The sequence below is a fragment of the Microvirga yunnanensis genome (genome assembly GCF_025460875.1).
Genome location: NZ_JAMXFI010000056.1, coordinates 29,794 through 51,272 on the forward strand (window position 1 = coordinate 29,794; position 21,479 = coordinate 51,272).

Here is a 21,479-nt window from a genome sequence, read left to right on the forward strand (position 1 = left end):
CCCGATGCCGGGCGAGGCTCAGTGACGGGCGCGACGGGTGTTCTTCTGCACCGTGCGGGTCACGGTCGGTCCGGTGGCCGCCCCGATGGCGCCGCCCGCCACCGCGCCCACGGGACCGGCCACGGCGCCGACGCCCGCCCCGACGGCCGCGCCGCCGACGCGCTCCTCCGTGGTGGTGCAGGCCGCGGCCGCCAGGCCGATGAGCGCAACGAAAGCGAGCTTCTTCATGACAACCTCCCAAGATACGCGCCAAGATACGCGGAGATCCGACGCCTTCCCGTCGAAGAAAGGGCCCGCCGCTTCCGCATCCGCGGGGGCGTTCAACTAACGCGCGCCCATGGACAAGGTTCAGGACAATAATCGCAGTGCGGCCCGGCGGAGGCGCGCGTCGGGCGGGCGGCCTTCGGCTTGCGTGGCGCGGGCCAAGATGGTCCGGATCTTGAGCCGGATCTCGGGGCTGGATCACGAGGAATCTCCCGAGTGACGGCGGTTCAAGAGGGACAATTCGCGCACGAATTCGTCGAACCGGCGGTTCGCCGCGAAGAGGTCGCGCAGGGTCATGGCCAGCAGGGCAGAGGCCCCGCTCGCCCAGACGAACAGGGCCAGATGGGCGAGGTCCCCGCGCCGGATGACGGCTTCGGCGATCTGATCGAATGTGTTCATGGTTTGTTCTCGCAATGGAGCTCCGTTGGAGGGGGTCGGGGCCTGGCCTTGTTCCGGCCGCCCCGATGCGGAAAGGCGCGGCGCCTCGAACGACCGGGATCACCGGGACAAGCCCGGTGATGACGTGGAGGGTGGTGTGAGCGGGTGACGACACCCACCCCACGTCATGGCCGGGCTCGTCCCGGCCATCCCGATCAGAAAGGCGCGGCGCCTCGAACAATCGAGATCACCGGGACGAGCCCGGTGATCCCGGTGCGGGTCTGGTGGGTGGACCGCGAACGCATGGACGATCTGCCTGCCGGTTCTCCACGCTGGCGACAACTTCCGCAGCGCGTGCCGAAGAAGGCGGCAGTTTCCGCCCGGATGTCATTGGACGGTCACAGACCCTGCGGTACGCTGTGATCGTTGCAGGGGCATCCGGCGACATTCACGCGCCAGCCGAGCGGGTCCCCCCCTCGGCTGGCGCGACCATCAGATTTCTCGAGCTCGGCCGTCCTGTCTCCTATCCGGGACGGCGCGAGGCAGACGGCGGGGCGGATTCGGCACGGATGGACTGCCATCCGCCCCGGCCCTGCAGCCGCCATGCTCCTTTGGAGACAGGCTCGCCCGAAAGGCTCACCTCATCAGGAGACGTTGAGCATCGCGGCGCACCGCTTACCTTAACGGTTGTGGCTCCATCTCTTGCCCCTACGGGAGTCACGGTGCCCCGGCCGATGCGTGCGTGAACACCCTCCTTCGGCTGGGGCGTTTTTTCTCGAAGGCTTCGTGCCGGCCACCGCGCCCTCCGCACGTCATCACCGGCACAAGGCCGGTGATGACGTGCGGAGGATGGAGGACGCCCATAAAAAACCGCCCAAGCGGGGGCGCTTGAGCGGCGGAGGTTGCACCGAGCGGTGAATGCGGGGGCCTGATTCACACTTCATCAGTGTTCACGTTTTGTACTCTAGCAGCGTGGCGCTGTCAAGGGGGACAGGGCGTTCCAAGGGCGCCGCCCTCCCCGCCATGGTCAGTTCTGTCCCGGCCATCCCATAGTCGGACCGACACCCTGCACGTCATGGCCGGCCTTGTGCCGGCCATCCCTATCGGTGGGGCGCGGCGCTTCAAACAATCGGGATCACCGGCACAAGGCCGGTGATGACGTGGGAGGGTGGTGTGAGCGGTGATGACGTGGGAGGGTGGTGAGAGCGGTGATGGCGGGGAAGGGTGGGACGGGCGTGGCGACGAGTCGGAGCTAGGGAGCGTTCGCGGATGTTCCGGAAAGGCCAGGAATTAAAGGATAATGTCACAGGATTCGGGGACCGAAATCGGAACAAGTGGCCAATTAACGGGAAACCCCGATTCGGTTCCATGCGGCGTCGGAATGGCGGCATTCGGCATGGGAATTCCTGCCCGGCACCGACCGGCGATCATTCCGAGGCCGCGGCGCTCGTCCAATCGGGATCACCGGGACGAGCCCGGTGATGACGTGGAGGGTTGTGTGAGGCGGTGCGAACACCCTCCACACGTCATGGCCGGGCTCGTCCCGGCCATCCCGATCGTCTGAAGGGCAGCCCTGGCCATCGTCGGATGACAGGAGAGCGCTCCGTCAGGGGAGCCTCACGTCCACGGCGATCATCTCGTGATCCGACACCGCCCTGCCCTCCCGGTCGACGGCCGGGACGATCCGCGGATTCGCGACCGCGAGCCCGCGGGCCACGATCCAGTCGAGCTTGCCGAAGGGCGGCGCGTGCTTGTTCTTCGGCTCCGGCGTTTGCGTCGGGCGCGCGAGATTGGCGCCCGTCCAGGCAAAGCCCGCTTGCGCGAGATCGCCGAAGAGGGGCTCGTATCGATCCGGCGCATCGAGGAGCAGATGACGCTCGTCCTCGGACCGCGGCAGGGCCTTGGTGTTGAAGTCGCCGCCGATCACGCAGGGCGCATCGGGCGCGATGGCGTCGAGCGCCTTCAGCAGGGCCTGGATCTGCCGCTGCCGGTCGGCCGGATCGGTCTTGCTTTCGAGGTGGGTGCTCACGACCCAGAGGGGGAGCGGCGCATCGCCCACGCGGGCGGCGAGCGCCATGCGCCGGCCGATCCGCCTCTGCGCGCCCTCGAAGCCGGAGAACCACAGGCCTCCCGCCTCCAGCGGGATGAGGTGGGGCGCCTCGAGGGCAAGGCCGGTCACGATGGCGTTGCCGTGGAGGCCTGCGACGTTGCGCTCGCCCGCATGCGCGCGCATCTCGCCCCGGTCGCCGAGATCGAGCTCCACGAACTCGGCGCCGAAGAGATAGCCCTCGCGGCCGGTCGCGGTGAGGTCGCGCAGATTGTGCGTGTTGCCCGAGCGCGCCATGCCGCAATCGACCTCGCTCAGGAGCGCGAGATCGGCGCCGGCCTGCTCCAGGAGGAAGCGGGTCGCCGGCCGGTTTCCGAGGCGCTCGCTGTTGAAGGCCGCAATCCGCAGAATCGCCGGACAGGCCCGGACGCGGTCGGGCGGGCGCTGCTCGATCGCCGCGAAGGCCGGGATCCGCCGCAGCAGGCGCCCATGCGCATCCGGCCCGCGCCGGGATGCGGCGCGGGCCTCCTCCAGGACGGTCTCTTCGGGAGCCGGGAGATGCGGCACGACCCTGTCGACGACGGACCCCATGATGCGCGGGCCTCTGACAACGATGATCTCGGCGATGATCTCGGTGATGATCTCGGTTTTTGGCCAGATAGGGCGCGCCGCCGCCGGCCGGACGGTCCTGATTCAGGAATTTTTCAGCGCGTCCCTTAGGAACTTTTTTAGGCGAAGTCCGTTATGTGTGCGCATCAAGCCTTGCCGGGGAGGAAGCCCATGATCTTTTGGGCTGCTGTTGTTGCGCTCGTCGTGGGCGCATTCGTCTATGTCGGCGACCTCGCTTCGGCCCTGTCCTCGGCTCTTGTGAGCCTGGCGGAGATCGGCGGCGTCGTGGCCCTGTTCACCCTGGTCTGCGCCGCGGAGGTCTTCAGCATCCCGAAGGGCTCGCCCCTCGACAAGAGATCTCCGACCCCTGAAGCCTGACCGGCCGCCCGTGCCGCGAGCGGCGGCCCGACCATGGCGGCACCGGCGTTTCTTCAGCCGTCGCTACGATAAATCGTTGCATTCGTATCGGGTCGTGCTAATCCTTCCGGCATGACCATGCCCGACCCTCACCCTCCGGCCTCCTGCGAACCCGACCCGCGCGGCGACCATGGCGTCGCCATGAGCGACACGGCGAGCGACGCGGCGGGGCGATGCCGGCACGAAGCCGAGCCGCCCGACGCGATCGGCGGCCCGGCCGCCCCTCGCGACTTCGTCGCCTGGGCGACCCTCGAAACCGCCCTGGGCCCGCGCCGCATCATGCCCTGGACGAAGCGCGGCGCGGCGAGCGCCGCCCGGCGCCGGCGCTGACGGGCGCGCCCCGCACCTTTCCCGAGCAAGATCAAGGCCCTGAGGGACCGGCGCATAGATCATTAGTCGATAGTACCGCCAGGCTTCTTGCGGAGGGAGCGGGATTTAGTGTCAAGTGGCCGCAAGTGACAGAAGTCACGAGCCAGAGAGGGAAAAAAGCAATGAAACGTCGTCAGTTCCTGCAGGCCGCAACGGTCGGCGCCGCCGCGACCGCGGTGGCCGCCCCGGCGATCGCCCAGTCGATGCCGGAGATCAAGTGGCGCCTGCAATCGGGCTTCCCCAAATCCCTCGACACCATCTTCGGCGCCGCCGAAGTGATCGCGAAATACGTCTCGGAGGCGACGGACGGCAAGTTCCAGATCCAGCCCTTCGCGGCGGGCGAAATCGTCCCGCAGCCGCAGATCGCCGACGCGGTCGGCAACGGCACGGTCGAGCTGGGGCACACCTGCTCCTACTACTATTTCGGCAAGGATCCGACCTTCGCCCTCGGGACGGCGGCGCCGTTCGGCCTGAACGCCCGTCAGATGAACGCCTGGCTCTACCAGGGCGGCGGCAACGATCTGCTCAACGAGTTCTACGCCAAGTTCAACCTCTACGGCATGCCGGCGGGCAACACCGGCGTGCAGATGGGCGGCTGGTTCCGCAAGGAGATCAAGACCGTCCAGGACCTGCAGGGCCTCAAGATGCGCATCGCGGGCATCGCCGGCCTGGTGTTGCAGAAGCTCGGCGCGGTGCCGCAGCAGATCCCGGGCGGCGACATCTACCCGGCTCTCGAGCGCGGCACCATCGACGCCGCCGAGTGGGTCGGCCCCTACGACGACGAGAAGCTCGGCTTCTCGAAAGTCGCCCCGTACTACTATTATCCGGGCTTCTGGGAAGGCGGACCGGCGATCCACCTGTTCGTGAATCAGGGCAAGTGGAAGGAACTCCCGAAATCGTATCAGGCCATCCTGACGACGGCGGCCGCCTACGCCAACAACGACATGCTGGCCAAGTACGACGCCCGCAACCCGGCCGCCCTGCGCCGCCTCCTCGGGGCCGGCACGCAGCTTCGTCCGTTCTCGCAGGAAATCCTCGAAGCCGCCTACAAGGCGACCAACGAGGTCTTCGACGAGGTCTCGGCCAAGAACGCGGACTTCAAGAAGGTCGTCGATGCGGTCAAGGCGTTCCGGAACGAAGAGTATCTCTGGTTCCAGGTGGCCGAATACGCCTACGACACCTTCATGATCCGCGCCCGCGCCCGCGGCTGATCCGTCCGGAGCCATGACCGTGACGAGGGGCGGCCGAGAGGCCGCCCTTTTTTCTCGCCCGCGTCGTGCCCAGATAACACCCTCGCGGCAACGGATCTCGAGCGCTCGCGCCTCGCCGGACGTTGGGCCATCGCGTGAGTATCAAGGGGTCGGCTACAGACGATGCGTTGGACGTTCCGGATCAGTTTCCTTCTTTTCCTCGCCTGGGCGATCTTCATGGTCTCCCCCTTCGTCGCGCTCTACGACCTCTCGAAGGCCGTCGAAGCACGGGACGTCGCCCGGATCACCGAGCGGGTGAACTTCAATGCGCTGCGCGCCTCCCTGGCCCGGCAGATCCTGGGCGAGTATCTGAAGAGCCAGGACCTCGACGGGCTTGGCCAGCAGGCGGCCGCGCAGGCCGGCACCGCCGTCCTCAACCCGGTCCTCGAGCAACTCATCACGCCGCAGGCGGTCATCGACCTTCTCGACGACGGACAATTGCAGCAGGTCGCCGGGCCACAGGGCACCGGCGCCCTGTTTTTCCCCGTCGGCTTCGATGCCTCTTCGCTCGAAAAAGGGTGGCGGACCTTCCTCTTTTCGGAATCCCAAGGCTTCCGATCGGTCACCATCCCGCTCCCGCCCGATGAGCCGAAGGAGCGTCAGTTCAGGATCACCCTGCGCCTGAGCGGCACCACTTGGCGCCTGACGGGAATCGAACTTCCCGAGCCGCTTCGGGAAGAATTGATCAAGCGCGCGAGCGCCGCGACGAAGTCTAGGCCCAAGCTTTAAGGCTAATGCTGGAACCTTGAGCGTAACATGAGCGTTCCCAGTCAGACGATGATCTGATGAAGGACAAAGTGATGCGTAAGATTGCTTTCCGAATCGCCGCAGCCTCCCTGTTGATCATGCCTCAACTTGCCTCTGCGCAGGAAGGCACGGCTGCGGGCGTCGCAACCGGTGCCGTGACGGGTGCCATCATCGGCGGTCCGGTGGGCGCGGTCGTCGGCGCGGGGGTCGGCGGCATCGCGGGCGGTCTCGCCGAGCAGAACGCCAAGATGCAGAACGCCCCGGCCGTCGTCGTGGTCCCCGATGCCGCAACGACCGGGTCGGTCCGGCAGCGGACATGCACGGTGGACGCCTCCGGCAATCAGGCCTGCACGGACGTCGTTCGATAGCGGCGACGTCGGTCCGAGATGCCGAGAAGCCCGTCTGGTTCCCCAGGCGGGCTTCTCGCTACGCGGGACTAAAACAATCCCAAAGCATTCCTCACAGCATTCCTCGGCGATGAACAACCTCTTCAAAACACCCGTCAGTGGATGAATAACCACCCCACCATCGCGAGCGGAAAAACAGTGCCAAGAATAAAACAGATGACCTGCGAAGTCATATGAATCCCTCCATGGCACGATAACTGGTAACATTGAAATACGTTCCGCCGTACTACGAAACTGCGCAAACAGCTCTCGCGGAACCACAAGGATGTAGTCTGAAATAACTTTGATCTACGCCTCTAGCGCGGGAGGGAACCGAGCCTCGCCCCCTCGATTGTCACAACGGACAGCGTGAGGCGTAAACGATGAAGGATCAGGACCGTTCCGGATGGGGCCGCATGGACGATGCGCAATTCGTCCGTAAGACCTTGATCGTCCTGGGGATCGGGGCGCTCGCCCTGCTCCTGTGGAAGCTGTCGGACGTGCTTCTTCTCGCCTTCGGGGCCGTTCTGGTGGCCATTCTGCTGCATGCGGCCTCGGACGCTCTCGAGCGCTTTCTCAGGGTCCCCGGCCGCTGGAGCCTGACCGTCGCCGGTCTGCTCATCTTCATCCTGTTCCTGGGCATCATCGCGCTGTTCGGCACCCAGGTCCGGGCTCAGTTCTCCAACGTGGTCGAGCAGCTGCCTTCGGCGATCGACAATTTCAGCAAGCAGCTCGGCGTCGGGCCCGTCAGCGACGATCTTTCGGAGATCGTGAGCCAGGCGCCGACCGGCGGAATGGCCGCGCGGCTCGCCGGGATCGGCGGCGCCATCCTGGACGGGCTGGCGGACTTCATCCTGGTGGTGATTGCGGGCCTCTACATCGCGGCCGCGCCGCGCGTCTACCGTCAAGGTCTGGTCAAGCTGTTTCCCGTGAAGCACCATGGGCGGGTCGAAAGCTCCCTGCAGGCCTCCGGCCAAGCCCTGAAGCTGTGGTTGACCTCGCAGCTGATCGCCATGAGCTGCGTGGCGGTGCTGTCGACCATCGCGTTCTGGCTGATCGGCCTGCCCTCCGCGCTTGCGCTCGGCCTCATCGCGGGCATGGCCGACTTCATCCCGTTTCTCGGGCCCATCCTGGGAGCGCTGCCGGCCGTCCTGATCGCCTTCAGCGTCAGCGGCGAGGCGGCGCTCTGGACCGTGGTCGCGGTGATCGCCATTCAGCAGATCGAGGGCAACGTGATCTTCCCGCTGGTGGCGCGACGGGTGATCAGCATCCCTCCGGCCCTGGCGCTGTTCGCCATCCTGATCGGAAGCGTCCTGTTCGGCACCCTGGGGCTGATCTTCGGCTTCCCCCTGGCCGTGGTCACCTATGTGCTGGTGAAGAAGCTTTATGTGCGCGAGACGCTCGGGGAGCCCACGGACGTTCCGGGCGAGCCCGGCGGCGACGCCCGGCAGGAGGTCGGCTCGCACGGGTGATGGTCCACGCACGGGCTCACGGCCGCCCTGGTCGCACGGGCCCGGAATCCCCAGAGCCTGAGCCCTTGAGAGCCTGAGCCCTTGAGAGCCTGAGCCCTTGAGAGCCTGAGCCCTTGAGAGCCTGAGCCTGCGCCTTAGACTATGGCGAGCTTCTACGCGGCGGAACGAGATCCTGCGCGCTCCGCGCCTGGCCCGCCATGCAGGTCGAACCCTGGTCTCGCGTCCAGGGGTGAGCGATCGCGACCGGGGTCCGGCGGGGACCCCATGGGAAGGAGGCTGGCATGAGGGCGTCGTCGGTCGGGATATTGGTGCTGTTCGGACTCGTGTCGGGCCTGCCTGCCGCCGCGCAGCAGCTCCCCCGCTTCAACGTGGAGGCGACCTGCAAGGAGGCTCAGCCCCTCACCCCTCAGGATACGAACCCCTACGAGAGCTGCATGCGGGACGAAACGGCGGCGGAACGCCAGCTCCGGGACATCTGGAGCACCGCCCCGGAGGGCACGCGTGCGACCTGCGGGCAGGAGGCGCAGATCGGCGGGACGCCCAGCTATGTGGACATGCTCACCTGCCTGCAGGTCGCCCAGGGAACGAGCCCGACCCTGACGTCACGTCGCCGGAAAGCCGCCCAGTAGAGCATCGTCCGGGACCGTGTCTTGACCGCTCGGCCGGATGGGCACCCCTTCGTCATCACCGGGCTTGTCCCACTCTCCGCGTCATCACCGGGCTTGTCCCGGTGATCCCGATTGTTTGAGGTACGGCGCTTCTCCGTATCGGGATGGCCGGCACAAGGCCGGCCATGACGTGCGGAGGGGGGCAGGAAGGGCGGAGGGTGCCATGACGTGGGGAGGGTGGCAGGACCGGACCACACACACACCACGTCATCACCGGGCCTGTCCCGGTGATCCCGATGCGAGAGGCGCCGCGCCTCGCCGGATCGGCATGGCCGGCCTCCCGGCCTTCTCAGATCTGCGGTTTCGGAACCGGATCGGAGTGGCGCGGCTTCGGCGCCTCCACGAGGCGGAACCGCACGGGGGGCGACGTCCAGTCGAATGGCAGTTGGAGAGGAACGGAGCAGGTGGTCAGCAGGCTGCGCCCCTCCCCGTTCCTGACCTCGAACACGAAGCCGGGCCGCTCCAGCTGCCGGCAGCCGGGCCATCGGTCGAAGTCGATCCACTCGCTCATCGGCGGGCCTCCGCGAACGGCCGTCAGAGAATGAAGTCGGTGGCGGCGAGCGCCGTGATTCCCGCGACGTTGATGCGGAAATCCGCGATCCTGTCGCCGTTGACGTCCCCCGAGAGCACGCCGCCGGAGAAGGCCAGCTGTCCGCTCTCGCCCGTGAACGCCTTGGCGCCGATGAACACGAACGCCTGATCCCCGCCGACCGCCGTGTTGGCATCGATGGTGCGCAGATCGATGCGATCCGAGCCCGGCAGGAAGTCCTGGATCGTATCCCGCGCGCCCGGAAGGGAATCCTTGACGGCGTTGAAATCGAAGATGTCCGCGCCGGCACCTCCGGACAGGGTATCGGCGCCGGCGCCGCCGTCGAGCGAGTCGCCGGCTTCGAGCCCGTACAGCTTGTCCGATCCGGCACCGCCCTTGAGCCCGTTGGCGCCGTTGTTCCCGGTCAGGGAATCGTTGCCCGATCCGCCGATGGCGTTCTCGATGAGCGACCGGCCGTCGCCCTGATAGAGCAAGGCATTGGCGATGTTTCCGGCGGCGATCTTCGTGGCGTCCCAATTCAGTTTCGCCAGTTGAGCCGTGGACGTCTTGGTCCATTGGCCAGGATGGAGATCGACCGTGAGGTTCGTCGTATAGCCGGACAGGTCGTAGGTGTCGTTTCCGCCGCCGTCCCAGATCGTGAGGAACACCTTGTTGGCGCCCGGCCTCCCCTGGCCGACGCCGTTGATGGACATCTCTCCCGTCGTCGGACTCCACGCATAGGTCGAGTTGCCGCCATTGGTGGCGTAGTTCGCCCCGTACATCTGCTGCATGGCCGCGATGTCGTACATCATCGGCGACTGCGCATAGCTCCAGGTCTCGTTCGTGTAGCCTGCCGTGGTCGAGGCCCCCACATAGGAGCGGTAGCTCATGACGGTATATTCCAGCGAGTCCCGGTCCTGCGGCATGACGTTGCCTTCATGCGTGTGCTCGAGCCCGAGCGCGTGCCCGAGCTCGTGCAGGAACACCATGAAGGCGTAGTTGCCCTTCACGGGGCTGGTGAAATAGCCGTTCGAGCTGTTCAACCAGACATCTCCGCCTTCCGCCGCCGTATTGGGCAGGTAGGCCCAGGCGGATTCGGTCTTGTCCGACATGGCAAAGCGGATGTCGGCATGCTGCGTCGCCGTTTCGCTGCTCTCGGTGAAGGTCAGGTTCGCGACGGCGGCATAGGCCTTCAGGGCATTGCGCGCCGTCGTCTGCTGAACTGCACTGAGGCTGCCGAAATTCGTAATATTCTCCGCTGTCCCGTAAGAATTTCCGTAGTAGGAGCCATTTGCGGGAAAGCTATAGGTTAAACTGCTGGAAGCCCATTTAAATCCGCCGAGAACACCATCGATATACGCATTTCCAGTCATGCCGTAAGAAGCAATAGCAGGCATATAACCACCCTGTTCGGAAATTATTCTGAAGAATAACGGGATCAGACCTGTTGCGGGGTCGGTCAGGTTTGCCGTTGGGCGCGACCGTGGCAATTACCCGAAAGAGATGGCGGCGACTCTAAAGGGGTAGAACCGGGTCCCGTGCCGACGAACGCGGGCGCCCGGGCCCGGTTGTCCCATCCTCCCCGTCATCACCGGGTCACACACGCACCACGTCATCACCGGCCTTGTGCCGGTGATCCCGCTTCTGAGAGGCGCGGCGCTTTTCGGATCGGGATGGCCGGGACAAGCTCGGCCATGACGTGTGAGGGTGGTGCGAGCCGGCACACCCACACCCTCCCCGTCATCACCGGGCTCGTCCCGGTGATCTCGATGGTCTGGAACGCCGAGCGCTTCCTGCGCACCGCAGCGGGCCACGGGCTTCCGAAGACCGGATCTGCGACATTTTGTCCGGCCGGATGAACCGCCCGCCCGACGCAGGACGGCAGGGTCCTCCGCGCGGTCGCCGGGCGCTCAGCCGTTCCTGACGCTCGGATCTTCCATCGGCCAGTCGGTGATGCGCTCGAGCAGTTCGGAGATCGTGAACTCCTCCTCCGGTCCGGCGACCCGGTCGCGGACCGAGATCCCGGCCGCGTGCACCGTCTCCGGATCGCCCGAGACGAGCGGATGCCACCAGGAGAGGTCGTGCCCCTCGGCGAGACGACGATAGGCGCAGGTCTCCGGCAGCCAGGAGAGGCTGCGCACCGCCTGAGGCGTCAGTCGGACGCAATCGGCCACCTTGGCCTGACGGTTCGGATAGTCCCGGCAGCGGCAGGTCTGGTCGTCGAGAAGGGTGCAGCCCACGTCCGTGTACATCACCTCGGCCGTGTCCTCGTCCTCGAGCTTCACGAGGCAGCAGCGCCCGCAGCCGTCGCACAGGCTCTCCCATTCGTCGAGGCTCATGGCTTCGAGCGGCTTCACGCGCCAGAAGGGCTGCTCCTCCGGCAGAGGGCGAATGACGGGTGCGGCATTTGGCATGGGGGCGGTCTGACGTCTCTTTGAGGCGGTTTGAAGGAAGGGGCTAAACCGCAAGGCAGCCCGCCCTTACTTCCGAAGAGGTAAATCTCCGTGAACCTACAAACAAGGTTCTGAGTTATATATATCGGCAGCGCCACGCTTCGGCGTTGCCGCCAGCGTATCGAGCCGAACGGGACGTCCGCGTCAGCACGAAGGGGACCGGGCCTGCCGCACCGCGCGAGGCGCTGCCGAGAGGGTCGAGCCTCGGCCGCAGCCCGAAAGTGCATTCCACTTTCGGGGCCGATGCTCTAGGGAATTCGAAGATCATAATCGAGGCATGTCAGTTCCTGACTGCCCAAAGGACCGCCGTGAGCCAGCAGCCTCCCATCCCCTTGACGACGCGGATCAAGCGCGCGGCGCTCTGGTTCGACGCGTGGCTCAATTCCGCGCTGTTTCAGAGCGGGCGCGGACTGGCGGGCGCCTGGGGCTGGTACTCGGAGAAGATGAAGGGCCTGCGGTTCCGTGGGCCCCTCCGGGTCGTCCTGGACCTGACCAGCGAGGCCACGACCCTGGGCTCCCTGGGCGCCGTCGTCATGCTGGCGCTCGCCCTGCCGGCGTTCCGCGAAACCGAGGATGACTGGCTCAAGACCCAGGATCTCGCCGTCACCTTCCTCGACCGCTACGGTCAGGAGGTCGGGCGGCGCGGCCTGCACCTGGACGATTCCTACAAGCTCGAGGATTTCCCGGACTACATGATCAAGGCCGCGCTGGCGACGGAAGACCGGCGCTTCTACGACCACTGGGGCATCGATCCGATCGGCACCTTCCGGGCCGTCCTGGTGAATGCCCAGGGCGGCGGCGTGGTGCAGGGCGGCTCCTCGATCACCCAGCAATTGGCCAAGAACCTCTTCCTCACCAACGAGCGCTCCCTGGAACGCAAGATCAAGGAAGCCTTCCTGGCGGTGTGGCTGGAGTTCCACCTGACCAAGGACGAGATCCTCAAGCTCTATCTCGACCGGGCCTATATGGGCGGCGGCGCCCATGGCGTCGTGGCGGCGGCCGACTATTACTTCGGCAAACCCGCCAAGGAGCTGACCCTGGCGGAATCCGCCATGCTGGCCGGCCTGTTCAAGGCCCCGACCAAATACGCCCCGCACGTGAACCTGCCCGCCGCCCGCGCCCGGGCGAACGAGGTCCTGCGCAACATGGTCGAGGCCGGGTTCCTGACCGAAGGCCAGATCCAGACGGCGCGGCGGAACCCTGCGACGCCGGTGAACCGGGAGCGCGAGACGACTCCGGACTTTTACCTCGACTGGGCCTATGACCAGGTCAAGGCCCTGGCCGCTCAGAAGAAGTTCGGCCACGAGCGCGTGCTGATCGTGAAGACGCCCCTCGACACGGCCCTTCAGCGGCATACGGAAGAGACCCTGGAGAACATGCTTCGCCAGCACGGCCGCCAGTACAAGGCCGGCCAGGGCGCGATCGTGGTCATGGACGTGGACGGGGCCGTGCGCACGATCGTCGGCGGGCGGGATTACGGCCAGAGCCAGTTCAACCGCGCCACGGCCGGCCTGCGCCAGCCCGGTTCGTCCTTCAAGCCTTTCGTCTATGCGGCCGCTCTGACCACCAATCCGAAACTGCGCCCCAACTCGATCGTCGTCGACCAGCCGATCTGTCTGGGCAATTGGTGCCCGCAGAACTACGGCCGCTCCTTCTCGGGCTCCATGCCCCTGGTCTCGGCCCTGGCCCGATCGATCAACTCGATCCCGGTCCGGATGTCGCTCGAGATCGGCAAGGGCAATGCCAAGGCCGGCCGGGCGGTGATCATCGACACGGCCAAGCGCATGGGCCTGACCCACCCGCTGACGGATTCGAGCTCGCTGCCCATCGGGGCGGCCGAGGTCACCCCGATCGACATGGCGGCGTCGTACGCGGTCTTCGCCAATGGCGGAAAGCGCGCCGATCCCTATGCCGCCTGGGAGGTCCGCAACTCGTCGGGCGAGGTCATCTACCGTCATGACCGGGATACGCCGCCCAAGCAGGTTCTCGACATCCGCGTGGTCAACGACATGAACTTCATGCTCAACAAGGTGGTCGAGGAAGGCACAGGCAAGCGCGCGGCGCTCGAAGGCATTCCGGTCGCGGGCAAGACCGGCACCACGAACGGCTACAAGGACGCCTGGTTCGTGGGCTTCACCGGAAACCTGGTCGCCAGCGTCTGGTACGGCAACGACGATTCGAGCCCGATGAACGAGATGACCGGCGGTACCCTTCCGGCCATGACATGGCACGAAGTGATGGGCGTCGCTCACCAGAACCTGGAGATCCGCCCCATCCCGGGCGCGAGCCCGGCCAATGCCTCGCGGGTGGCCTCCGCCAAGGGGCCGGCGGCCGATCAGGCGCAGGCTCCGACGCAGGCCTTCCTGGCCGGCACGCTCTCCCGCAAGTCCTATGAGGTCCTGGGCGGCATCGGCACCCTGTTCAAGTCGATCGACCGCTCCGCCACCATGGGCAAGGCGCCCGAGACGCCGAGCAGCTCCGCGGTCGATGGCCGCCGCCAAGTGGCCATGCCGTAACGATGCAGACCGAGGCTCCCTTGACGAACGCCCCTCCGGCCGCGTCCCTGCGCGCGCCATCGCCCTCCGGATCGTCCGTGACCGTCAGACGGGTCCCGACCGCCTTCCTCGTCGTCTACGCGCTCGTTCTGGGGCTGGGGCTCGGGCTGGGTTCGGCCTATTGGGCCATCAACGGCGACCCGCCGTTCGGAAGCCTGCGGCTCGGCCCCTGGCAGGCCTGGCCGAAGCTCGGATCGCCCGAGGCGGATCCCTACATGCGCGCAATCCTCGCCCGGCGCGGCGACATTCCCCTGGCCACCGGCGAGGGCCTGGGCTTCACCGCCCGCACCGACAGCGACGGCATGCCGTTCGACTCGGCCTGCACCTACGCGGTCGGGTCCCTGGCCCCGGTCGCGCGCCTCTGGACGCTCACCCTCTACGACGGAGACGGGCGGCTCCCGGTGACCGAGCTCGGACGCCGGAGCTTCACCTCGGCCGAGGTGCTGCGGGACAGTCAGGACCGGTTCAGCATCGTCCTGTCCCGCACGCTCCAGCCCGGCAACTGGCTCCAGCTTCCCGCATCGGGATCCTTCGCGGTCGCCCTGCGGCTATACGATCCCCCGGGGGCCGCCGGCGCCAACCTGGAAGAGGTGGATTTTCCCGTCATCCAGCGCCTGGGGTGCGGATCATGAGAGGCTTCGGTCGCTTCCTCATCGCCACCCTGTGCGGCATCGTGATCGCCGCGGGCGTCCATATCGCGGCCATTCTCGCGAGCCCGTACCTTGCCGAACAGGATGCCTTCGGCAAGGTGCAGGGCACGTTGACGGCCGACAAGGCGCAGATCATCAGCGCGCCGGGCGGCGAGAACACCTGGCTGCCGCGCCCCGATCCGGCGGTCGCCGTCGCGACCTGCGCGTTCGACCTGCGCAACGGCCCCATGCGCATCGCGGCCCGGACCGGATCGCTCCCGCTGTCCTTCTCGTTCCACAAGGAATCCGGCGGCGTGTTCTTCGCCGTCACGGACCGCGCCGCCGTGCGGGGCGAGCTGGAGATCGTCGCCATGACGGCCCGCCAGCTCGACGAGGCCCGCGCGGCCGAAGACGAGAACGATCCATCGCGCGACGTGAGGATCGTCGCTCCGGAACAGCAGGGTTTCGTGATCGTCCGCGTGGCGGCGCCGAGCCCGAGCCTGCGACCCCAGGCCGAGGACGCGGCCAAGGCGGTGTCCTGCACGGCCGAGCAGGACCCCTGATCCCGTGCCCTGGCGCCTCATGACGCCCGGGGATCTCGCCCAGGTGCAGGTTCTCGCGGACGCAATCCACGTGGACCACCCGGAAGACCGGGCCGTGCTGGCCGAACGCCAGCGCCTTTACCCGTCCGGGTGCTTCGTGCTGACCGAGGATGCGCAGGTCATCGGCTACGCGCTCACCCATCCCTGGCACCTGGGGGAGCCGCCGCGGCTGAACAGGCTGCTCGGGGAACTCCCGTCGAGCCCGACGACCTATTACATCCACGACGTGGCGCTGCTGCCGACCGCGCGCGGCAGGGGCTACGCCGCGCAGGTGACGGACAGGCTGATCGCGCAGGCGCGCGAGGCAGGCCTCGACAACCTGTCGCTCGTCGCCGTCAACGGGTCTCGGACGTTCTGGGAGAAAGCTGGTTTTCGCGTGCTGGCCGCAGGGAGCCTGACGGCGAAACTTGCGAGCTACGGGCCGGAAGCGGTGCTCATGATGCACCCTCTGGCAAGCCCGTCGCGTGGCGCCTGACGGCGCCTCGTCGTCATGGACATCAGGATGGATTACGAGCGGCGACGTCCAGGGCTGTTGGAGGCCACCGGATGGGACGGGCCGGGATTGGGAGAAGGCCGCTCGTAGCGCACGCCGGTGAAGAGAAGGATCTCGCCTCGAGGCTCGTCGGGGGACAGGACGGGGCGCTGTGGACGCTCGGCATGACCCGGAAAGGCGATCACCATTCCCGGTGATCTGGTCCAGACGTCTCGCATTGTGCCCTCCTCTATCGTGCCACTGGCTGCCTCTATGACTGACTCACAAAAAGTGACCTATGGTTAACAGTTCGTTTCCGCGGGGCTCGGCACTTCAGAAAATCCCTCGCCCTGACATGAAAACAACAATCACGGCCGCGCTTCTGTTCCCGGGGGAGGATGCCTAAAAACCCCCTGGCCGGCTCCCGTTGAACATGCGCTGAGGAAGGGCTCCGAGAGCATCGGATCGGGATGGCCGGGACAAGCCCGGCCATGACGTGTGGAGGGTGTTGTCGCCGGCCCTTACCACCTTCTCCACGTCATCACCGGCCTTGTGCCGGTGATCCCGATTGTTTGAGGCGCGGCGCTTCTCCGCATCGGGATGGCCGGCAAGAGGCCGGCCATGACGTGCGGAGGGTATCATCACCCGCTCACACAACCCTCCCACGTCATCACCGGGCTCGTCCCGGTGATCTCGATCCGGTGGAGCGCGGCGCCTCACCGCATCGGGATGGCCGGCACAGGGCCGGCCATGACGTGTGGAGGGTGTTGTGACTCGCCTGTCCCACCTCTCCACGTCATCACCGGCCTTGTGCCGGTGATCTCGATTGTTGGGAACGCCGCGCCTCGCCGGATTGGGATGGCCGGCACAAGGCCGGCCATGACGTGGGAGGGTCGTGCGAGCCGGGTGTCTCATGCTCCCTCTGTCATCGCCGGGCCCGTCCCGGTGATCCCGATCCGAGAGGCGCCGAGCGCATCGTGCGGACGCAGGCGGGCCGGCCCGGGTCCCCTTTCACGCCCGATGCTCTAGATTGCTTGCATCGGCGGTCTGCCCGGAGGGTTGGATGTACCTGCGCACGATCGAGGAAGAGCAAGCCACCGGCCAGGTCGCGGAAATCTACGAGAGGCAGAAAGCGCAGCTCGGTTTCGTCATGGAGGCCGCGAAATGCTTCACGGCTCGGCCGGACCTCCTGCCGATCTACACGGATTTCTCCGACCGGATCCGCGCCGGTTTCTCGCTCGGGCTGCGGGAATGGCGGCTGATCACGCTGATCGCCGCAAAGCACATCCCGTCGACCTATTGTTCCCATGTCTACAGCAGGCAGCTCATCGACGATCTCGGCTCGAAGGAGGCCGTCCTGGCGGTTCAGTGGGACTTCCGCGCCGCAGGATTGCCGGACCGGGACGTCGAGATGCTGGCTTATGCCGAGAAGGTCGTCCGGGAGGCGTCCCGGATCACCCCGGCCGACATCGGCCGCTTGCGCGGCGTGGGGTTCTCCGACCAGCAGATCTGCGACATCGCCCTGTGCGCGGCCTTCCGCTGCTTCGTCAGCCGCTTCTTCGATGCGATGGGCGCTGGCACCGAGCCTGTGTTCATCGACGACGATGCCGAATTCCGCGCGACCATGAGCGTCGGCCGTCCGGTCTGATCCGGAACCGCGATCTCGCCGGCCGTTCCGGGCATGAGGGCGCCGGCCTGGGACGGCGCGCGCACAGGCCAGGCTATTTTATATGATGGTCAACATTTATCATTGCATTGAGATGTCGATCATCATATATTCTTCGCACCTTCCAGGCGGGAGAGGTCCAATGAGGGTCAGTCGGAAACAGGCGGACAGGAACCGTGAGCAGGTGATCGATGGGGCGAGCCGCCTGTTCCGGGAGCGCGGCTTCGATGGGATCGGCGTCGCCGACCTGATGAAGGAGGCCGGCCTCACCCACGGCGGCTTCTACGGTCAGTTCAGGTCCAAGGAAGACCTCAAGGTTCAGGCGAGCCGCCGGGCCCTGTCCAGGAACCGGGACAGATGGGCCCAGGTGCTCGCCGACGCGCCGCAGGAAAAGCTGGAGGCTCTCGCGCGCTTCTATCTGTCGGACGTTCATCGGGACCACCGCGGCGAGGGCTGCGCCCTGGCGGCGCTCGGCGCGGATGCGCCCCGGTCCTCGCCCGAGCTTCAGGCCGCCTTCAAGGAGGGCATCGAGGGCTATCTCGAGCTGCTCGACACAATCGTGCCGGCGGCGCCGGGCGAGGATCGGCGTGAGAAGTCCATCGCCGCCCTGTCGACCCTGGTCGGCGCGCTGGTCCTGTCGCGCGCGGTCGGCGACGAGGATCTGTCCCGCCGGATTCTCTCGGCGGCTGCCGGAGACATCGCGCGGTCGGCCTAGAGCATCGGGCGCAAAAGTGGGAACCGGTTTTGCGCGAAAAGATGCTCCAAAACAAAAGCCTCAAGCATCGGGCGTGAGTTCGATGACACGCCGGATGCTTGAGCGCATCGTGCCCTGAACCCCGCAGGAGAACGCCCGTGTCCCTCATCGAGACGTTACCGGCCGATGCGGCCACGCCCGCTGCCGCGCGCAGGCTGACGCCCGGCCTGCTGGCCCTTCTGGCGGGACTCGCCGCCATCGGGGCCTTGTCCACCAACATCATCCTGCCGTCCTTTCCGTCCATCGCGGCGGCGCTGCATGTTCCGCCCCGCGATCTCGGCCTGACGCTTTCGAGCTTCTTCATCGCCTTCGCGGTCGGACAGCTGTTCGTCGGCCCCCTGTCCGACCGCTTCGGCCGGAGATGGTTCGTGCTCGGCGGCCTGACGGTCTTCATCGTCGGCAGTGCCGTCGGCGCGGGAGCCGAAAGCTTCCCGGTGCTGATCGCAGGGCGGGTCGTTCAGGCCCTCGGCGTCTGCGCGTCGTCCGTCCTCTCCCGCGCCATCGCGCGGGATCTCTTCGACGGCGAAACGCTGGCGCGGGCCCTGTCGCTGACCTTGGTGGCCATGGCGGCCGCGCCCGGGTTCTCCCCCTTGCTCGGCAGCGCGCTGGACGCACAGTTCGGCTGGCGCGCCGCCTTCCTCGTGGTGGGAGCCCTGGCCGCCCTGCTCGCGCTCTGCTACGCGATGGGAGCCGGCGAGACCCATCCGGCCGATCGCCGCGCCGCCGCCTCCCTGGGCGCCACCATGCGCGACTACGGCGGGCTTCTGGCGGACCTGCGCTTCGTCCTCCCGGCCCTCGCGGTGAGCCTCGTCGTCGGCGGGCTCTACGCCTTCTTCGCGGCGGCGCCCGCAATCCTGATCCTGAGCCTCGGCCTCTCCCCGCTGCAGCTCGGCCTGTTCTTCGCCGCGACGGTGTTCGTGGTCTTCGCCGGCGGGCTGCTGGCCCCGCGCCTGGCCCAGAAGTGGGGAGCGCGCTCCATCGCGACGCTCGGCATCGTCCTGGCGCTTCTCAGCGGCGCCCTGCTCCTTGCGGCGAGCGCGGCGCCGACCTTTCCGGGCTTCGCCGCGGCGATCACGGTGTTCCTGCTCGGCATGGGGCTGGTCAATCCGCTCGGCACGGCCATCGCCCTGCACCCGTTCGGGCGGCAGGCCGGGCTGGCCTCTGCCCTGCTCGGCTTCCTGCAGATGGCCTGCGCGGCGCTGGGCACCGCCCTGACCACGTCCCTGCCCCTGTCGGCGACCGGCGCGCTCGGCGTCATCCTGACCGGCGGCTCGGCTCTCGCCCTCCTGATCTTTCATCCCACGCACCGAAAGGCCTGACGTCATGCGCTACAAACTCTTCGGCCGGCACACGGGCCTTCGCGTGTCCGAGCTCGTTCTCGGCACCGGCAATTTCGGCACCCGGTGGGGCCACGGCACGGAGCCCGCCGAAGCCCGCCGCATCTTCGACGCCTATGCGGAGGCGGGCGGCAACTTCATCGACACGGCGGACAGCTACCAGTTCGGCCAGTCGGAAGAGATCCTGGGCGACCTGCTGCAGGGACGGCGCGACGATTTCGTCGTGGCGACGAAGTTCACCCAGCGCGCCGATCCGAAGGACGGCATCCTGGTCACCGGCAACAGCCGCAAGGCGATGATCGCCTCCGTGGAGGCGAGCCTGAGGCGGTTGAAGACCGATCGCATCGACCTCCTGTGGGCGCATTACTCGGACGGCGTCACGCCGGTCGAGGAGATCGTGCGCGGCTTCGACGATCTCGCGCGGTCCGGCAAGATCCTCTACGCGGGCCTCTCGGACTTCCCGGCCTGGCGCGTGGCCCGCGCGGCCACGATCGCGGAACTGCGCGGAACGTTGCCCATCGCGGGCCTCCAGGTCGAGCACAGCCTGGTGGAGCGCACGACCGAGCAGGAGCTCATCCCGGCCGCCCAGGCGCTCGGCCTCGGCCTCGTCGCCTGGTCGCCGCTCGGCGGCGGCATGCTGACGGGCAAGTATCGCAAGGGCGAGACGGGACGGGCGCAGGGCTTCGGCGGCAAGGTGTTCCAGGCCGAGAACTCCGCCCAGCGCAGCGCGGTGCTCGACGCGGTTCTCGCCGTCGCCGAAGACCTCGGCGTCACGCCGGGCGAGGTCGCCATCGCCTGGGTGGCGGCCAAGGGCGCGCTGCCCATCATCGGCCCCCGCACCGTGGCCCAGCTCGAGAGCAACCTTGCCGCGGCCGATCTCAGGCTGACGCCCGATCAGATCGCGCGGCTCGACCAGGTCAGCGCGCTGCCGCCGGTCTTCCCCTACACGATGCTCCAGGACCCAGCCACGCAGCAGCGCAGCGCCGGCGGACAGTTCGACCGCCTCGACCTGCCTGCCCTGCCGGTCGCCTAGCGCATCGTGCGGAAAAGTGGACCCGGTTTTCACTGGCGTGGCCCTTCGGGTCCGCGAAGAACGATGCGCCAGCCAAGAGTGGAGCATCGGAATCGATCCCAAAAGTGGGTCCACTTTTCACGTCCGATGCTCTAAGCGTCCGCCGCAAGGTCGAGGAAGTGGCGCCCGGCCCGGTCGTCAACCTCGACCAGCCAGAGGTCCGGGTCGAACCGGAGTTCGCGGGCCATGCGCTCCTCCACGTCGAGGGGCATCACGGCCTCCAGGATCGGCGAGAACAGGCGCTCGCCGCTCTCGTCGAGGAAGAGCTGCGGGGCGGGGCCGTAGAGGCTCGCCGTGCCGTCGAGCCGGTCGACCTTCACGAAGATCGCCCCGGCCTCGGCGGCGCCGCGCTTGCGCAGGGCGGCGTCGACCCCCTCCACCGAGCACCGGCGCAGATAGGCGGAGACCCAGAAGTCCGAGCGAAGCCGGGACATTACGGGACCGCGATGCCGGACGCGGCGGAGAGCTCGCGGATTGTCCTGGCGTTCCATTCGCCCGTGACCGGCAGCCGGCGGTCCTGCTCGAAGCGCTCGATGGCCTGGCGCGTGCCCGAGCCCATCAGGCCGTCCACCTTCACGCTGTAGCCCAGCCGCGCCAGGGCCCGCTGGCCGGCCAGGATCACGTCGCCCTGGTCGGCCCGGCCCACATTGCCGGGCGGGACCGGCACCGGGCCGCCCATGCGGATCATGTCGGCGATGGGATCGCGCGCGGCGCTGCGCACGGGGCCGGCGGGCGCGGGCGCAGCCGCGACCGGCGCGGCGGGAGCGGAGGCCTGCGGGGCCCGCGCCGGCGGAGGCGCCGCC

The 21,479-nt window shown here is 67.3% G+C and carries 24 protein-coding genes; 15 read left to right on the forward strand and 9 right to left on the reverse strand.

Annotated elements, in window-relative coordinates:
* Positions 1-18 precede the first annotated feature (18 nt).
* The 3 genes from NF876_RS24275 to NF876_RS24285 all read right to left on the reverse strand — a co-directional run bounded on the left by NF876_RS24275 (position 19) and on the right by NF876_RS24285 (position 3,280).
* Entirely contained in the window at positions 19-228 is a 210-nt protein-coding gene (locus NF876_RS24275) for a hypothetical protein (protein WP_262271027.1), read from the reverse strand.
* Positions 229-462: 234 nt separating this feature from the next.
* Positions 463-663, reverse strand: coding sequence for a hypothetical protein (locus tag NF876_RS24280; RefSeq protein ID WP_262271028.1), 201 nt, complete (start codon positions 661-663; stop codon positions 463-465).
* A gap of 1,585 nt (positions 664-2,248) precedes the next feature.
* Positions 2,249-3,280: an endonuclease/exonuclease/phosphatase family protein gene (locus tag NF876_RS24285; protein WP_262271029.1), complete on the reverse strand. Its 1,032-nt coding sequence runs from the start codon at positions 3,278-3,280 to the stop codon at positions 2,249-2,251.
* Positions 3,281-3,469: 189 nt separating this feature from the next.
* Between NF876_RS24285 and NF876_RS24290 the strand changes: the two genes are divergently transcribed.
* The 7 genes from NF876_RS24290 to NF876_RS24320 all read left to right on the forward strand — a co-directional run bounded on the left by NF876_RS24290 (position 3,470) and on the right by NF876_RS24320 (position 8,568).
* On the forward strand, positions 3,470-3,676 hold the full coding sequence (locus NF876_RS24290; RefSeq protein WP_262271030.1) for a hypothetical protein: 207 nt from the start codon (positions 3,470-3,472) through the stop codon (positions 3,674-3,676).
* Positions 3,677-3,793: 117 nt separating this feature from the next.
* Complete coding sequence (locus NF876_RS24295) at positions 3,794-4,045, forward strand: hypothetical protein (protein WP_262271031.1); 252 nt, start codon at positions 3,794-3,796, stop codon at positions 4,043-4,045.
* A 161-nt stretch (positions 4,046-4,206) separates the two neighbouring features.
* Complete coding sequence (locus NF876_RS24300) at positions 4,207-5,295, forward strand: TRAP transporter substrate-binding protein (RefSeq protein ID WP_262271032.1); 1,089 nt, start codon at positions 4,207-4,209, stop codon at positions 5,293-5,295.
* 162 nt (positions 5,296-5,457) lie between these two features.
* Positions 5,458-6,063 carry a DUF2939 domain-containing protein gene (locus NF876_RS24305; protein WP_262271033.1) on the forward strand — a complete coding sequence of 202 codons (606 nt, stop codon included), beginning with the start codon at positions 5,458-5,460 and terminating at the stop codon, positions 6,061-6,063.
* A 71-nt stretch (positions 6,064-6,134) separates the two neighbouring features.
* On the forward strand, positions 6,135-6,449 hold the full coding sequence (locus tag NF876_RS24310; RefSeq protein ID WP_262271034.1) for a glycine zipper domain-containing protein: 315 nt from the start codon (positions 6,135-6,137) through the stop codon (positions 6,447-6,449).
* 434 nt (positions 6,450-6,883) lie between these two features.
* A complete protein-coding gene (locus NF876_RS24315; RefSeq protein WP_262271035.1) occupies positions 6,884-7,939 on the forward strand; it encodes an AI-2E family transporter in 1,056 nt (351 codons plus the stop codon).
* Positions 7,940-8,220: 281 nt separating this feature from the next.
* The gene (locus tag NF876_RS24320; RefSeq protein WP_262271036.1) at positions 8,221-8,568 is read left to right on the forward strand and encodes a hypothetical protein; all 348 of its coding nucleotides are present in this window, start codon (positions 8,221-8,223) and stop codon (positions 8,566-8,568) included.
* Positions 8,569-8,896: 328 nt separating this feature from the next.
* Here NF876_RS24320 and NF876_RS24325 read toward each other — a convergent pair whose 3' ends face one another.
* From NF876_RS24325 to NF876_RS24335, 3 genes are all read right to left on the reverse strand, one after another.
* Entirely contained in the window at positions 8,897-9,118 is a 222-nt protein-coding gene (locus NF876_RS24325; RefSeq protein WP_262271037.1) for a hypothetical protein, read from the reverse strand.
* A 23-nt stretch (positions 9,119-9,141) separates the two neighbouring features.
* Positions 9,142-10,533 (reverse strand): M10 family metallopeptidase, encoded by a 1,392-nt coding sequence (locus tag NF876_RS24330; protein WP_262271038.1) that lies wholly within the window; start codon positions 10,531-10,533, stop codon positions 9,142-9,144.
* A 513-nt stretch (positions 10,534-11,046) separates the two neighbouring features.
* Positions 11,047-11,550, reverse strand: coding sequence for a YcgN family cysteine cluster protein (locus NF876_RS24335; protein WP_262271039.1), 504 nt, complete (start codon positions 11,548-11,550; stop codon positions 11,047-11,049).
* A gap of 347 nt (positions 11,551-11,897) precedes the next feature.
* Here NF876_RS24335 and NF876_RS24340 point away from each other — a divergent pair, with 347 nt between their 5' ends.
* Genes NF876_RS24340 through NF876_RS24355 form a run of 4 tightly spaced genes read left to right on the forward strand, consistent with a single transcriptional unit; the run spans position 11,898 to position 15,850 of the window.
* On the forward strand, positions 11,898-14,105 hold the full coding sequence (locus NF876_RS24340) for a transglycosylase domain-containing protein (protein ID WP_262271040.1): 2,208 nt from the start codon (positions 11,898-11,900) through the stop codon (positions 14,103-14,105).
* Between the two features lie 20 nt (positions 14,106-14,125).
* Positions 14,126-14,776, forward strand: a complete 651-nt coding sequence (locus tag NF876_RS24345) for a DUF1214 domain-containing protein (RefSeq protein WP_262271041.1) — start codon at positions 14,126-14,128, stop codon at positions 14,774-14,776.
* On the forward strand, positions 14,773-15,336 hold the full coding sequence (locus NF876_RS24350) for a DUF1254 domain-containing protein (protein ID WP_262271042.1): 564 nt from the start codon (positions 14,773-14,775) through the stop codon (positions 15,334-15,336). Before NF876_RS24345 ends, NF876_RS24350 begins: the two co-directional genes overlap by 4 nt.
* Before the next feature lie 4 nt (positions 15,337-15,340).
* On the forward strand, positions 15,341-15,850 hold the full coding sequence (locus NF876_RS24355) for a GNAT family N-acetyltransferase (RefSeq protein WP_262271043.1): 510 nt from the start codon (positions 15,341-15,343) through the stop codon (positions 15,848-15,850).
* Positions 15,851-15,882: 32 nt separating this feature from the next.
* Here NF876_RS24355 and NF876_RS24360 read toward each other — a convergent pair whose 3' ends face one another.
* The gene (locus tag NF876_RS24360; protein ID WP_262271044.1) at positions 15,883-16,086 is read right to left on the reverse strand and encodes a hypothetical protein; all 204 of its coding nucleotides are present in this window, start codon (positions 16,084-16,086) and stop codon (positions 15,883-15,885) included.
* A gap of 824 nt (positions 16,087-16,910) precedes the next feature.
* On the opposite strand from NF876_RS24360, the gene NF876_RS24365 reads away from it, so the two are divergent.
* The 4 genes from NF876_RS24365 (at position 16,911) to NF876_RS24380 (ending at position 20,637) form a co-directional block, all read left to right on the forward strand.
* Positions 16,911-17,495: a carboxymuconolactone decarboxylase family protein gene (locus tag NF876_RS24365; protein WP_262271045.1), complete on the forward strand. Its 585-nt coding sequence runs from the start codon at positions 16,911-16,913 to the stop codon at positions 17,493-17,495.
* 160 nt (positions 17,496-17,655) lie between these two features.
* Complete coding sequence (locus NF876_RS24370) at positions 17,656-18,228, forward strand: TetR/AcrR family transcriptional regulator (RefSeq protein ID WP_262271046.1); 573 nt, start codon at positions 17,656-17,658, stop codon at positions 18,226-18,228.
* Between the two features lie 137 nt (positions 18,229-18,365).
* Positions 18,366-19,586 carry a multidrug effflux MFS transporter gene (locus tag NF876_RS24375; protein WP_262271047.1) on the forward strand — a complete coding sequence of 407 codons (1,221 nt, stop codon included), beginning with the start codon at positions 18,366-18,368 and terminating at the stop codon, positions 19,584-19,586.
* Positions 19,587-19,590: 4 nt separating this feature from the next.
* A complete protein-coding gene (locus tag NF876_RS24380) occupies positions 19,591-20,637 on the forward strand; it encodes an aldo/keto reductase (RefSeq protein ID WP_262271048.1) in 1,047 nt (348 codons plus the stop codon).
* Positions 20,638-20,768: 131 nt separating this feature from the next.
* Here NF876_RS24380 and NF876_RS24385 read toward each other — a convergent pair whose 3' ends face one another.
* Together NF876_RS24385 and NF876_RS24390 are read right to left on the reverse strand one after the other, a co-directional pair.
* Complete coding sequence (locus tag NF876_RS24385) at positions 20,769-21,110, reverse strand: DUF1491 family protein (RefSeq protein WP_262271049.1); 342 nt, start codon at positions 21,108-21,110, stop codon at positions 20,769-20,771.
* Positions 21,110-21,479: peptidoglycan-binding domain-containing protein (locus NF876_RS24390; protein WP_262271050.1), on the reverse strand; the 370-nt coding region annotated here is incomplete at its 5' end. The genes NF876_RS24390 and NF876_RS24385, both read right to left, overlap by 1 nt.

Coding starts and splice junctions, on each gene's coding strand:
- NF876_RS24275 (WP_262271027.1), bottom strand. CDS start 228: ATGAAGAAGCTCGCTTTCGTTGCGCTCATCGGCCTGGCGGCCGCGGCC.
- NF876_RS24280 (WP_262271028.1), bottom strand. CDS start 663: ATGAACACATTCGATCAGATCGCCGAAGCCGTCATCCGGCGCGGGGAC.
- NF876_RS24285 (WP_262271029.1), bottom strand. CDS start 3,280: ATGGGGTCCGTCGTCGACAGGGTCGTGCCGCATCTCCCGGCTCCCGAA.
- NF876_RS24290 (WP_262271030.1), top strand. CDS start 3,470: ATGATCTTTTGGGCTGCTGTTGTTGCGCTCGTCGTGGGCGCATTCGTC.
- NF876_RS24295 (WP_262271031.1), top strand. CDS start 3,794: ATGCCCGACCCTCACCCTCCGGCCTCCTGCGAACCCGACCCGCGCGGC.
- NF876_RS24300 (WP_262271032.1), top strand. CDS start 4,207: ATGAAACGTCGTCAGTTCCTGCAGGCCGCAACGGTCGGCGCCGCCGCG.
- NF876_RS24305 (WP_262271033.1), top strand. CDS start 5,458: ATGCGTTGGACGTTCCGGATCAGTTTCCTTCTTTTCCTCGCCTGGGCG.
- NF876_RS24310 (WP_262271034.1), top strand. CDS start 6,135: ATGCGTAAGATTGCTTTCCGAATCGCCGCAGCCTCCCTGTTGATCATG.
- NF876_RS24315 (WP_262271035.1), top strand. CDS start 6,884: ATGGACGATGCGCAATTCGTCCGTAAGACCTTGATCGTCCTGGGGATC.
- NF876_RS24320 (WP_262271036.1), top strand. CDS start 8,221: ATGAGGGCGTCGTCGGTCGGGATATTGGTGCTGTTCGGACTCGTGTCG.
- NF876_RS24325 (WP_262271037.1), bottom strand. CDS start 9,118: ATGAGCGAGTGGATCGACTTCGACCGATGGCCCGGCTGCCGGCAGCTG.
- NF876_RS24330 (WP_262271038.1), bottom strand. CDS start 10,533: ATGCCTGCTATTGCTTCTTACGGCATGACTGGAAATGCGTATATCGAT.
- NF876_RS24335 (WP_262271039.1), bottom strand. CDS start 11,550: ATGCCAAATGCCGCACCCGTCATTCGCCCTCTGCCGGAGGAGCAGCCC.
- NF876_RS24350 (WP_262271042.1), top strand. CDS start 14,773: ATGAGAGGCTTCGGTCGCTTCCTCATCGCCACCCTGTGCGGCATCGTG.
- NF876_RS24360 (WP_262271044.1), bottom strand. CDS start 16,086: ATGCGAGACGTCTGGACCAGATCACCGGGAATGGTGATCGCCTTTCCG.
- NF876_RS24365 (WP_262271045.1), top strand. CDS start 16,911: ATGTACCTGCGCACGATCGAGGAAGAGCAAGCCACCGGCCAGGTCGCG.
- NF876_RS24370 (WP_262271046.1), top strand. CDS start 17,656: ATGAGGGTCAGTCGGAAACAGGCGGACAGGAACCGTGAGCAGGTGATC.
- NF876_RS24380 (WP_262271048.1), top strand. CDS start 19,591: ATGCGCTACAAACTCTTCGGCCGGCACACGGGCCTTCGCGTGTCCGAG.
- NF876_RS24385 (WP_262271049.1), bottom strand. CDS start 21,110: ATGTCCCGGCTTCGCTCGGACTTCTGGGTCTCCGCCTATCTGCGCCGG.